Annotated in this window: 11 protein-coding genes; 2 read left to right on the forward strand and 9 right to left on the reverse strand. The window is 70.9% G+C overall.

From position 1 onward, the window contains the following. The 3 genes from AB0I15_RS56365 to AB0I15_RS56375 all read right to left on the reverse strand — a co-directional run. Window positions 1-1,431: class II 3-deoxy-7-phosphoheptulonate synthase (locus AB0I15_RS56365; protein ID WP_358116545.1), on the reverse strand; the 1,431-nt coding region annotated here is incomplete at its 3' end. 91 nt (window positions 1,432-1,522) lie between these two features. Next, window positions 1,523-2,323, reverse strand: a complete 801-nt coding sequence (locus tag AB0I15_RS56370) for an FAD-dependent monooxygenase (RefSeq protein ID WP_358116548.1) — start codon at window positions 2,321-2,323, stop codon at window positions 1,523-1,525. Between the two features lie 32 nt (window positions 2,324-2,355). After that, on the reverse strand, window positions 2,356-2,541 hold the full coding sequence (locus AB0I15_RS56375) for an FAD-dependent monooxygenase (protein WP_358116551.1): 186 nt from the start codon (window positions 2,539-2,541) through the stop codon (window positions 2,356-2,358). Between the two features lie 119 nt (window positions 2,542-2,660). On the opposite strand from AB0I15_RS56375, the gene AB0I15_RS56380 reads away from it, so the two are divergent. Both AB0I15_RS56380 and AB0I15_RS56385 read left to right on the forward strand, forming a co-directional pair. Beyond that, window positions 2,661-3,581 (forward strand): anti-sigma factor, encoded by a 921-nt coding sequence (locus tag AB0I15_RS56380; protein ID WP_358116554.1) that lies wholly within the window; start codon window positions 2,661-2,663, stop codon window positions 3,579-3,581. Between the two features lie 47 nt (window positions 3,582-3,628). Continuing rightward, window positions 3,629-5,857, forward strand: coding sequence for a M64 family metallopeptidase (locus AB0I15_RS56385; protein WP_358116556.1), 2,229 nt, complete (start codon window positions 3,629-3,631; stop codon window positions 5,855-5,857). On the opposite strand, the gene AB0I15_RS56390 is transcribed toward AB0I15_RS56385, so the two are convergent. The 6 genes from AB0I15_RS56390 to AB0I15_RS56415 are packed head-to-tail and all read right to left on the reverse strand — an operon-like array spanning window position 5,801 to window position 11,910. Beyond that, entirely contained in the window at window positions 5,801-6,796 is a 996-nt protein-coding gene (locus AB0I15_RS56390) for an aminoglycoside phosphotransferase family protein (RefSeq protein ID WP_358116559.1), read from the reverse strand. The two genes, AB0I15_RS56385 and AB0I15_RS56390, sit on opposite strands and share 57 nt — an antisense overlap. 57 nt (window positions 6,797-6,853) lie before the next feature. Next, window positions 6,854-7,681, reverse strand: coding sequence for an aldose epimerase (locus AB0I15_RS56395; RefSeq protein WP_358116560.1), 828 nt, complete (start codon window positions 7,679-7,681; stop codon window positions 6,854-6,856). Between the two features lie 60 nt (window positions 7,682-7,741). Continuing rightward, window positions 7,742-8,740 (reverse strand): LacI family DNA-binding transcriptional regulator, encoded by a 999-nt coding sequence (locus AB0I15_RS56400; RefSeq protein WP_358116562.1) that lies wholly within the window; start codon window positions 8,738-8,740, stop codon window positions 7,742-7,744. Beyond that, entirely contained in the window at window positions 8,721-10,130 is a 1,410-nt protein-coding gene (locus tag AB0I15_RS56405) for a GH1 family beta-glucosidase (RefSeq protein ID WP_358116564.1), read from the reverse strand. Before AB0I15_RS56405 ends, AB0I15_RS56400 begins: the two co-directional genes overlap by 20 nt. Further along, complete coding sequence (locus tag AB0I15_RS56410; RefSeq protein WP_358116565.1) at window positions 10,127-10,957, reverse strand: carbohydrate ABC transporter permease; 831 nt, start codon at window positions 10,955-10,957, stop codon at window positions 10,127-10,129. Before AB0I15_RS56410 ends, AB0I15_RS56405 begins: the two co-directional genes overlap by 4 nt. Further along, the gene (locus AB0I15_RS56415) at window positions 10,954-11,910 is read right to left on the reverse strand and encodes a sugar ABC transporter permease (RefSeq protein WP_358116567.1); all 957 of its coding nucleotides are present in this window, start codon (window positions 11,908-11,910) and stop codon (window positions 10,954-10,956) included. The genes AB0I15_RS56410 and AB0I15_RS56415 overlap by 4 nt, the downstream gene beginning before the upstream one ends. Between the last annotated feature and the right edge of the window lie 53 nt (window positions 11,911-11,963).

Here is an 11,963-nt window from a genome sequence, read left to right on the forward strand (position 1 = left end):
TCGTCGCCCTGCTCGCCGAGAAGGCGCATGCCCCAGCGGGCGAGCTCGGTCATCGCCGGCTGGAGGTCCCGGCCGAGTGGCGTGAGCTCGTACACAGCCGCGGTAGAGCTCGGCCACGCGGAAGGCCAGGTCGAGCGACTGGCCGCGGTTGAGACGCGGGTCGCACGCGGTCTCGTAGCGCGTGGCGAGGTCCATCTCGCCGATCTCGTGGCCGCCGCCCACGCACTCCGTCACGTCGTCGCCGGTGAACTCGATGTGGATGCCGCCGGGGTGCGTGCCGAGCGCGCGGTGCACCTCGAAGAAGCCCGCCACCTCGTCGAGCACGTCGTCGAGCCGCCGCGTCTTGTGCCCGCTGGGCGCCTCGAACGTGTTGCCGTGCATCGGGTCGCAGATCCACGCCACCCGGGCCCCGGCGGCCGTGACCTCCTTGACCAGCGCGGGCAGGTGCTCGCGGATCTTGGCGGAGCCCATCCGCGTGATGAACGTGAGCCGCCCCGCCTCGTTGGTCGGGTTGAGCTTCTCGACCAACGCCAGCGCCTCCTGCGGCGTGGTCGTCGGGCCCAGCTTGACGCCGATCGGGTTGCGGATCCTGGCGAAGAAGTCGACGTGCGCGCCGTCGAGCTGACGGGTGCGCTCGCCGATCCAGACCATGTGCGCCGACACGTCGTAGGGCAGGCCCGTACGCGAGTCGATACGCGTGAGCGCCCGGTCGTAGTCGAGGATGAGCGCCTCGTGGGAGGAGTAGAACTCGACCGTGTGGAACTCCTCGGGGTCGGCCCCGCAGGCCCGCATGAACGCCAGCGCCTGGTCGATCTCCCTGGCCAGGTGCTCGTAGCGGCGCCCGGCCGGCGACTCGGCCACGAAGTCCTGGTTCCAGGCGTGCACCTGGCGCAGGTCGGCGTAGCCGCCCTTGGTGAACGCGCGCGCCAGGTTGAGCGTCACGGCCGAGGAGTGATAGGCCTTGAGCAGCCGCCACGGGTCCGGCTTGCGGGCCTCGGGGGTGAAGTCGAACCCGTTGACCATGTCGCCCCGGTAGGCGGGCAGCTCGATGCCGTCGCGCACCTCGGTGCCCTTGGAGCGCGGCTTGGCGAACTGCCCCGCGACCCTGCCGATCTTCACCACCGGCACGCGCCCCGCGTAGGTCAGCACGATGGCCATCTGCAGCAACGTCTTCAGCTTCTGCCGCACGTTGTCGGCGGTCGCGCCCGCGAACGTCTCGGCGCAGTCGCCGCCCTGCAGGACGAACGCCTCGCCACGCGCGACGGCGGCCAGCTGGTCCTTGAGCTGGTCACATTCGCCGGCGAAGACCAAAGGGGGCAGGCCGCCGAGCTCGGCGACGACCTTGTCGAGCTCGCCATGATCCGGCCAGTCGGGCTGCTGTGCGGCGGGGAGTGCTCGCCAGGTATCGAGATCCAGGAGATTGCTGCTCACGAGATACGAGGGTATTCCACTGACTCGGCCCCACCGACCCCCTTGTCCACGTTGTGAGAATGCGGTTATACGCGTACGAACCAGCGGGAGGTCAAAGTTCCTTGACCTTCACGTGCTCCGGTCGTACCCCCAGGCCGAGGAAACGCCGGGTCAGCCGGTTGAGCAGCGGAACGCGCGTCAGATCGCGCGGCAGCCTGGACGGATCGAAGCGCCGTTTCAGCGCCGGGCCGATGACCCGGTTCTGGACCACCCGCTGCGCCGCCTGCGTGATCCGGGTCGGCGGCATCCGCCTGCGCTGCAGCAGGCGCAGCGTCGACTCCGGGATCGGCGCGCCGGACCTGAGCGAGCCGGCCAGCAGGTTGGCGGCGGCCACCGCGTCCTGCACGGCCAGGTTGATGCCCACGCCGAACACCGGCGACATGGCGTGCGCGGCGTCCCCGACGCACAGGAAGCCGGGCCGGTGCCAGCGGCGCAGCCGGTCGAGCGCGACCATCATGCCGCCGCTGGAGACCCGCAGGAACGTGTCGTCCCGGTCGGTGTCGTGCCGGGGCAGCCGGAACCACACCACGTCCATGGGCGCGCCGAGATCCTCGGGCACCAGCCCCGCCCGCTCGCGCAGCGCCGAGTGCCGTCCGTCGGCGGCCACCGTCAGGTCCGCCCTGAGCTCGTGCTCGCCCGAATCGTCCCGGTACCGCAGCCCGCGTACGGCTCCGCCCTCGCGGATCAGGTCGTACGCCTCGGCGTTCATCAGCAGCCGGAACCCCGGATAGCGGGTCGCGGCCGACGTGATGAGCTGGAGGAAGTCCCACTGAGGGACGAAAGCGATGTAGTCGTATTTTCCGGGCAGCCCGCGCAGGCTCGCCAGCCTGATGTCACCGGCGTCGGTGACCATGCTGAGCTCGTACGCCCTGCGGTGGGGGATCTTCAGGAACTCCCGGCCAGCCCCAGCTCGTCGAGCACCTGCAACGTCGAGGGGTGGATCGTGTCGCCCCGGAAGTCGCGCAGGAAGTCGCCGTGCTTGTCCAGCAGGGTCACCTCGACGCCCGCCCTGGCCAGGATCAGGGCCAGCGTCGCTCCGGCGGGTCCGCCGCCCGCTATCACACATCCCATAATTCATCACCTAATGAGATTGTGCCATGTGTGCAGAAATGCACAATAGTCCCGGCATCCGGCGTGCCCGAGCAGCCGTATTACATGCGTGAGCCGCCTCTCACACTAGGGAGTGGAAAATGAGCGACGAACTCCACACCCTCTCTGGCGCCTACGCCGTGCACGCACTGCCGTACGCCGAGTGGGTGCTGTTCGAGGAGCACCTCCTCGCCTGCCCGGGCTGCTGGACGGAGGTCCGCCGGCTGCGCGAGACCGCCGCCAGGCTGGCCGAGGCCGTGGCCGAGCCGCCCCCGGCCCGGCTCCGCGGCCGTCTTCTCTCCGCCGCGCACCAGCGGCGGTCCCCCGAGGGCCCGATCGAGCAGCCACGTGATGACAGCCCGACCGTCTGGCGCCCGCCGCAGGCCCGCCCGCCCGCGATCCCCCTGCCGCCCGACGCCCCCACGCTCCACACCCGTCCGGAACGCCAGGATCCGCCCACGCTCAACCTCCCGGGCGGGATCCCGGCGCCGCCGGCGCCGCCTCGGGCGCAGCCGGAACCGGTGGGACAGGTGGCACCGGTGGTGCCCCTGCGGCGCGGGCGCTCGAAGGTGCTGGCGGGGCTGACCGCCGTGGCCATGGCGGCCGCGGTCGTGCTCGGCGTGGTCGCCTTCGACGCCCGCCGCGACCTGAGCGACATGAGCGCCAAGAGCGAGGAACTGGCCGCCGTGCTGGCCGCGCCCGACGCCGAGACGGTGCGTGCGCCCGTCACCTCCGGCGGCACTGGCATGGTCGTCATCTCGCGCTCCCAGCGGCGCATGGTGTTCACCTCGTCGGGCCTGCCCGACCTGGGCGAGTCGGAGACGTACGCGCTGTGGCTGATGAACGAGGACGGCGCGCGCCCCGCCGGCCTGCTCGACCGGCGGCCGGACGGGCTGTCCGCGCCCATGGTGCTCGAACCGCTCGACCGCGACGACCGCCTGGCGCTCACGGTCGAGCCCGCCGGCGGTTCCTCCCAGCCCACGAAGCCGCCCATCCTGCTGACCGACCTGCCGGAGACGTGATCGTTCCGGGATGGACGCGCGGGCCGGGCGGCCCGATAGTGCATGGCATGCGTATCTTTGCGGCCTTGGCACTGACCGCCGCCTTGTTACCCGTGTCCCCGGCGGCAGCGGCCGCCGTCGAGCCGGGCTCGGCCACCGTCGTGCCCGTCCAGGTCACCGGAGCCCCGGCCAAGCGGTTCAACCTCATCCTCATGGGCGACGGCTACACGGAGGCCGAGCAGGCCGACTTCAGGGCCGACGCCGACCGGCACCTCAACGTCATGTGGTCGATCGAGCCGTTCAAGTCGTACCGGAACTACATCAACGTCTACCGCGTCGACATCGTCTCGGGGGAGTCGGGCATCAGTTGCGACCCCGGCCTCGACGCGCCGCGCAGGACGACGCCGCTCAGCATGGGCTTCTGGGGCCGGTGCAACCCGGCCAGCGTCCAGCGCCTGATCACCATGGACAACGCCGCCGCCATCCGCTACGCCGACCTGGTCACCGGCACCACGTCCGGCAACCGGCAGATCCTCGCCCTGGGCAACAGCACCACGTACGGCGGCGCCGGCGGCACGTACGCCACCGCCTCCGGCAGCAACAGCATGTCGGCCCTGATCAGCCCGCACGAGCTGGGCCACTCCCTGGGCGGCCTGCAGGACGAGTACGACTACTACCAGCGCGGTGTCCCCGGCGGCCCCTACACCGGCCCCGAGCCGTCGAGCGCCCACCACACGCTGCTGACCGAGCAGGAGATGCGCGACCGGCGCGGGAAGTGGTGGCGCTGGCTGGGCGAGCCCAGCGAGTCGGGCGGCCCGATCGGCCGCTACGAGGGCGGCCTGTACGCCACCACCGGCGTCTGGCGGCCCAGCGCGCACTCCATGATGAAGACGCTCGGCTACTACTTCGACCAGGTCAGCCGCGAGGTCATGGTGCAGCGCATCACCGCCAAGACCATGATCGTCCAGGACTCCACGCCGGTGGACGCGCCGGTCGGCGCCGACCGCGTGCTGTGGGTCGAGCCGATGCGCCCCGTGGGCCACGCGCTGACCACCACCTGGACCGTCGACGGCCGGGACCTGCCCGGCGATCGCGACGCCCTCGACCTGCGCACCCTCGGCCTCACCCCGGGAACCCACACGGTCACGGCCACCGTCGCCGACCCGACCGACTTCGTCAGGGACCCGGCGATCAGGACGGCCATCACCAGGACCCGCACGTGGACGGTGGACACCGCGATCACCACCCCGCCGGACGGCGTCGAGCCCGCCTTCGTCTCCTCCACCCCCACCGACCGCGCCCTCGGCCGCGACGACGTCGTGTACGTCGAGACCACCCACCCGGCCGCGGCCGTCCCCGAGGTCACCTGGACCCTGAACGGCGAGCGGCACACCGGCTCCGACCTCGACCTCGGCGCGCTGAACCTCAGGCCGGGCACGCACACGCTCACCGCCAGCCTCGGCGGGCGCACCCTGACCTGGACGGTCGACGCCACCGGGCCGGGCACCCGGTACGAGCTGTCCGAGCCGCTCGTCAGGTCCGGCGACACCTACGTCTACAACGGCCCGTTCTCCATGCGGCTCACCGGCTCCGACGACCGCGACGGCTACGTGGTCTCGGAGTCGAGGGTGGACGGCGACGGCTGGTTCAACTACTTCGGCTGGCCCACCTCCTCCGAGCTGCCCTGGACGTTCACCGAGCAGGGCACGGTGATCGACTCCCTGGTCTACGGCAAGCTGCCGCGCGGCCGGCACACGATCGAGTACCGCTCGATCGACGCCGCCGGCAACTACGGCCGCGCCCGGAGCTTCACCGTCACCACCATCGCCCCGCCGCCCGCCTGCACCCGCACCGTCACCGGCGCCCACCGCGGCCCGCTCACCGTCGACGGCGGCGTCACCTGCCTCGACGGCGCCCAGGTCACCGGGGCGGTCACCGTCAGGCCCGGCGCCTCCCTGGTGGTCACCGGCGGCCGGATCACCGGCGCGCTGAACGCGGTCAAGCCCGCCGCCTTCCACCTGCTCGGCGCCCGCGTCACCGGTGCCCTCAGCGTCACCGGCGCGGCGTCGCTCACGATCGTGGGCGCCGACGTGCGCGGCGCCGCGCTGCTCACCGGCAACACGGCGCCGATCCTGTCCGGCACCACGGTCAAGGGCGCGCTCGCCTGCGCGGGCAACGCCCCCGCGCCGGTGGACCTCGGCGTGCCGAACACGATCAAGGGCGCGGGCCAGTGCGTCGGCCTAGCCCCCGGACCCCGGGGCCGCGCGTACGAGGCGGTCCAGCACGTCATCCAGTGACCTGGTCGCGAGATCGCGGATCCTGGCGTACTCGTCCTCCGGGTACTGCCGGGGTCCGTTCTCGACCAACAAGATCAGGTAGAGGTAGGCGCGGTAGAGGTCGAGCCGGGTCAGCGCCGACGGGGTGAGCTCCAGCGGCGTCACCTCGCGGTAGCCCGCCAGCAGCGGATCGTCCTCGGAGAGCTCACCGAAGATCGTCGGGGTGACGAACTCGGCGATCGGGTCGCCCCAGAAGGCCCGCTCGTGGTCGATGATGGCCTGGATCCGCGGCGGGCCGCTCAGGTCGAGGAAGACGTTGCCCGCCCACACGTCGAAGTGCACCAGCCGGGGCGTCGTCACCTCCGCCAGCGCGGGCGACGCGGCCTCGAACACCGCCAGGATCTCCCCGGCCGGGCGCGGCAGCGGCGTCGGATAGCGCTCGGTGTCGCCCAGCAGCGCCCCCACCATGGCCAGGAACGCCTCCGGCCACGTCGCGCCCACGATCCCGGCGTGCGGATAGCCGAACACCTCGCCCGTCACCGTGTTGAACCGGGCCAGCAGGCGGCCCAACTCCCGGCGCAGCGCGCTCTCGCCCTCGGGCTTGACGTCGTTCCACGACACGCCGTCCAGGGCGCTCAGCATCAGGTAGTCGCCGCCCAGCACCGGATCGTCGAAACCGGCCCGCAGCAGCGTCGCCATCGGCACGCCCGCCTGCAGCGCCAGCTCGTAGGCGGCGGCCTCCATGCGCAGCAGGTTGCGCTCGTAGCTGAGCTGGTCGAGGTCGGGCGGGGGCGCCAGCTTGAGCACCACCTCGCGCCCGTCGTCGAGCGTCAGCCGCCAGACCGCGTTGGCGTAGCCGTCGGTCAGCTCGGTCGCGGTCGTGACGCCCGTGCCCAGCGCGCGCCTGGCCAGCGCGTCGAGCTCGGCCTCGGATAAACGGCGCTTGGTTCTGCTGTCCACGCGGGTCCTCTCACACCGGCGGTCGCTGACGCCGGCTCTCTCACAGACGGTTCTGGCTCACACTGCGCTGATCGTCCAGCTTGCCACGTGCTCGTCTCCGGGCCTGAGGACCACCAGGCCGACCTGGGAGTTGAAGGCGTCGGGCGGGCACGTCATCGGCTCCACCGCCAGGCCCTCGTAGCCGAGCTGGTGGCTGGTGCACACCTGGACCCATGGCAGTACGTCCGGGTCCCACGAGACCCGCACGCCGCCGGCCCGCGCCTCCCCGCGCCGCAGGCCGGTGTAGGCGTTGTCGATGACCTGGCCGCCGACCTGGCGCGGCGTGGCGAAGTCGTAGGGGGTGCCGGGCACGTCGGCCAGGCGCACCGGCAGCAGGTCGCCGTCGGTCTCCAGGACCTGCGCCGCGTGCAGCTCCAGCACGTCGCCGAGCAGCCAGGGATGCGTGCCGCAGCCGTAGGGGGCCGCGTGCCCGCCGACGTTGCGGGCGGTCACCGTCGTCGTCAGGCCGCCGCCGCCGAGCCGGTGCTCCACCCGCAGGTCGAGCGAGGACGGGTAGCCGGGGGAGACGGGGATGGTGTGCTCCAGGCGTACAAGGTCGTCGCGGGCGTCGGTGATCCGCCAGTCGGCCTCGGCCACCAGCCCGTGCAGCGCGTGGCCGCGCTCCGGCTCGTTGACCGGCAGGACATGGGTGTGCCCCGCGAACACGTAGCGCGCGAAGGCCACCCGGTTGGGCCACGGGGCCAGGATCGTGGCCGCGTAGAAGGGGGCCGGCCCGTCCTCGGGCCAGCTCGTGAGCAGATCCCGGTCGCCGTGCCTGAGCATGCAGATCCCGGCCCCGCGCCGGCTGATCTGGGCGGTGTAGCCGTCGGCGGCGAGCTTGGGCACGGCCGGGGTCCCTTCGTGTCGGCTCCGGGGCACCCGGAGTCTCGCCAGGATAATGCCCGGTCAGGCGGTTTCCCGGCGCACCAGGTGCGTGTCGAGGATCACGACCGGCTGGCGCAGCTCCTCACCGTTGATGCGGGCCACGAGCAACTGCGCCATCTGCCGGCCCATGGCCTCGGTCGGCTGGTGCACGGTGGTCAGCGGCGGGTCGGCGTGCAGCGCGGCCTTGGAGTCGTCGAACCCGATCACCGCGACGTCGCGCGGGATCGACCGGCCCTCGGCCTTGAGCACGCGCATCGCGCCCAGGGCCATCGGGTCGGACGCGGCGAAGACCGCGTCGAGATCGGGGTGGGTGCGCAGCAGCTCGGCCATGGCCATCGCGCCGCTGTGCTCCGAGAAGTCACCATAGGCCACCAGCTCCGGCAGGCCCGAAGGCAGCAGCGCGTCGCGGTAGCCGGACAGGCGGTCGACGCCCACACCCATGTCCTGGGACCCGGCGATCGTGGCGATCCCGGTGCGGCCGAGGCCCAGCAGGTGTTTGACCGCCTGCCGGGCTCCTGCCCTGTTGTCCATGTCCACGTAGCTGTAGGGGTCGAGGCCGACGGGCCGGCCGCCCAGCACGGTCGGCACGCCCATCGCCTCCAGCCTGCCCGGCAGTGGGTCCGCACCGTGGAGCGACAGCAGCAGCACGCCGTCGACGTGCTGCCCTGTCAGGTAGTGCTCGAGCCGTGCGTGCTCCTCAGGGGTGCGCGCCATCGCCAGGATGAGCTGCAACCCCGTCTCGGCCAGCGCCGAGCCGATGCCGCGGATGGTTCCCGCGAAGTACGGCTCGTCGAAGACCCGGAACTGGGACTCGGACACCACCAGTGCCACGGTGTCCGTGCGGCGCGTGACCAGCGCCCGCGCCGCACGGTTGGGCACGTAGCCCAGCTCACGGATGGCCAGCTCAACGGCCTCGCGGGCCTTGGCGCTGACGTTCGGCGAGCCATTGATGACTCTCGACACCGTGCCCCGGCCCACCCCGGCCCGAGCCGCGACTGCCTCAAGAGTCGGTCGGTTCATGGCGCCTATTCTGCCGGATGATCTCCGAGTACCAGAGCGCGCTGTCCTTGAGCAGCCGCTCCTGCGTCTCGAAGTCCACCCGAACCAGGCCGAACCGCTTGCCGTATCCCCAGGCCCACTCGAAGTTGTCCATCAGTGACCAGGCGAAATAGCCCTCGAGGGGCACGCCCGCGTCGATGGCCTCCTTGCAGGCGCCGAGATGCGCCTCCACGTACGCCCGCCGCTCCCGGTCGTGGATCCGCCCGCCGGCGAGGACGTCGTCGAAGGCGGCGCCGTTCTCCGAGACCACCATCGGGATGCGCGGATAGTCCCGCGCCACCCGGGTGAGGACCTCCACCAGGCCGCTCTCGTCGATCTCCCAGCCCATCGCCGTCACCGGGCGGCCCCCGTTGACGAACGACACGTGCTCGCTGCCGACCCACGGCGAACCCGTCTCCGTGGGGGCCGCCGCCGCCGACTGCCTGCCGCCCGGTTCTCCCGAGACCGTGAAGCGGCTGTAGTAGTTGACGAGCAGCACGTCGATGGGCGCGCTGATGATCTTCATGTCGTCGGGCTTGATGAAGTCGGTCTCGACCGGCAGGTCGTCGAGGACGTCCTGCGGGTAGCGGCCCAGCATCAGGGCGTCCAGGAAGAACCGGTTCTGCAGGCCGTCGATGCGCCGGGCCGCGTCCAGATCGGCGACGCTGTCGGTGGCGGGGGTGACGGCGTACAGGTTGACGCAGCCGCCGACGCGCCGGGCGCCCATCGCCTGCACGGCCAGCCCGTGCGCCAGGTTGAGGTGATGCGCGCCCCTGATCGCGTTCTGCGGCTCACGCCTGCCCGGGGCGTGCTCACCCGAGGCGTAGCCGAGGAACGCGGCGCACCACGGCTCGTTGACGGTGCTGAAGGTGTGCACGTGGTCCTTCAGCGCCTCGTGGACGGTCGCGGCGTAGTCGGCGAAGCAGTACGCCACGTCGCGGTTGGGCCAGCCGCCCTTGTCCTCCAGCTCCTGGGGCAGGTCCCAGTGGTAGAGGGTCAGCCACGGATCGATGCCGTGCCCGCGCAGCTCGTCGGTGAGCCGCTTGTAGAAGTCGAGCCCCTTCTGGTTGACCTTGCCGGAGCCGGTCGGCTGGATGCGCGGCCAGGAGACCGAGAAGCGATAGGCCGACAGGCCCAGCTCCGCCATGATGGCGACGTCTTCCCTGTACCGGTGGTAGTGGTCGATGGCCACGTCCGCGTGGTGGCCGTTGACGACCCGGCCCGGCGTCCTGGTGAACGTGTCCCAGATGGAGGCGCCGCGCCCGTCGTCGGAGACGGCCCCTTCGATCTGGTACGCCGAGGTCGCCGCGCCCCACGCGAACCCCGCGGGGAAGCGCAGCCCGGCACGCGTCTGTTCCTCTTGTGTCGTCACGCCTTGACCGCACCTTCCATGAGGCCGCCCACGATCTGGCGGCCGAAAGCAACGAATACTGCGATGAGCGGAATGATGGACAACGCCGTCCCCGCGAAGATCAACGTATAGTTCGTGGAGAACCGCGCGTTGAGCGAGGTGATCGCGATCTGCACGGTGGGGTTGTCCGGGGTCAGCACGATCAGCGGCCACATGAAGTCGTTCCACATGAGCATGAAGGTGTTGATGCCGAGCACGGCCATGCCGGGGCGCACCGCGGGCAGTACGACGTTCCACCAGATGCGCAGCGTGGCGGCGCCGTCCACCCGGGCGGCCTCGACCAGCTCCATCGGCACGGCCTGCCGCGTGTACTGCGTCATCAGGAACACGCCGAACCCGTTGAGCAGGTACGGCAGGATGACCGCCTTCAGCGTGCCCGTCCACTCCAGGCTCACCATGAGCCGGTAGAGCGGCACCACGCCCATCTGCTGCAGGGGCACCGCCATGGTCAGCAGCACCAGCACCAGCAGCAGGTTCCGGCCCTTGAAGTTCAGGTTCGCGAACGAGAAACCGGCCAGCGTCGAGATGATGACGACCGAGACGGTGACGACGCTCGCCACGATGAACGAGTTCGTCAGGCCCAGCAGGAACTTGGCGTCCTCGTTGTTGAGCACCGCGACGATGTTCTCGCCCAGGTTCCCGCCCGGCAGGAACGGCGGCGGCACCGCCACCGCGTCGGCGTTCGTGCGCGAGGCGATGACCAGCATCCAGTACAGCGGGAACGCCGACAGGAACACGGCCAGGCCCAGCATGACCCTGGTGAGGGTGGTCGGAGACCAGTTGGTCACTTCGTGCCTCCGATCCTGCGCACGAACAGGAAGTTGATCGCCGCGCCGATGAGGATGAGCAGGAACAGCAGCCAGGCGGCCGCGGCGGCGTAGCCGTAGTCGAACTCGCGGAAGCCCTGCTTGACGATGAACATGGCCACCGTCTGGAACTGGCCCTGCGACCCGCCGTCGACGTTGCCGTTGTAGAACGTCGTCGGCTCCGAGAACAGCGTCAGGCCGCCGATCGTGGAGTTGAGCACCACGAAGATCATGGTGGGGCGCAGCATCGGCAGCGTGATCTGCCAGAACTGCCTGCGCCGGGAGGCGCCGTCGATCGCGGCGGCCTCGTACAGGTCGCGCGGGATCGTCTGCATGCCGGCCAGGAAGATGATCGCGTTGTAGCCCGTCCAGCGCCAGTCGACCATGGTGGCGATCGCGATCCAGGACGGGATGCGCTCGGCCCGCCAGTTCGTGTTCTCGACCCCGAACAGGCCGAGGACGTAGTTGACCAGCCCCCAGTCGCGGGCGTAGAGCTGCGTGAACACCACCGCGACCGCGACCACCGACGTGACGAGCGGCAGCAGCACGCTCATCCGGATCGCCAGGCGGAACCGGAAACGCTTGTTCAGCGCGTTGGCCAGGAACAACGCCAGCAGCATCTGGGGGACGGTGGCGATGACGAACATGCCCACGGTGTTGACCACGGCACGCCAGAAGTCGTCGTCCGCCAGCAGCGCGGTGTAGTTGCCCAGGCCCGCCCATTCCGTGGTCCCGGACAGGTCGTAGTCGTAGAGCGAGTAGTAGAGCGTGAAGGCCAGCGGGAAGAGCCCGAAGGCGGCGAACAGGAGAAAGTAGGGGGACACCAGGGCGTACGGCATCGCTTTGACGTCCAGCCGGGAACGCCAGCGGTGGCCGGGCGGACGGTCACGGCGATGGGTGCTGCGCGCCGCCCGCGGAAGGGTGTCGAGGCTCATAACAGACCTTTCAGCGGCAACATGCCCGGCCCGCTTCTCGCGGGCCGGGCGGG

The sequence above is a fragment of the Nonomuraea sp. NPDC050643 genome (assembly GCF_040654715.1).
GTDB lineage: Bacteria > Actinomycetota > Actinomycetes > Streptosporangiales > Streptosporangiaceae > Nonomuraea.

Excerpts from the sequence above, each read along its gene's own strand:
- AB0I15_RS56370 (WP_358116548.1), bottom strand. The coding sequence starts at position 2,323 with ATGGTCACCGACGCCGGTGACATCAGGCTGGCGAGCCTGCGCGGGCTG.
- AB0I15_RS56375 (WP_358116551.1), bottom strand. The coding sequence starts at position 2,541 with ATGGGATGTGTGATAGCGGGCGGCGGACCCGCCGGAGCGACGCTGGCC.
- AB0I15_RS56380 (WP_358116554.1), top strand. The coding sequence starts at position 2,661 with ATGAGCGACGAACTCCACACCCTCTCTGGCGCCTACGCCGTGCACGCA.
- AB0I15_RS56385 (WP_358116556.1), top strand. The coding sequence starts at position 3,629 with ATGCGTATCTTTGCGGCCTTGGCACTGACCGCCGCCTTGTTACCCGTG.
- AB0I15_RS56400 (WP_358116562.1), bottom strand. The coding sequence starts at position 8,740 with ATGAACCGACCGACTCTTGAGGCAGTCGCGGCTCGGGCCGGGGTGGGC.
- AB0I15_RS56415 (WP_358116567.1), bottom strand. The coding sequence starts at position 11,910 with ATGAGCCTCGACACCCTTCCGCGGGCGGCGCGCAGCACCCATCGCCGT.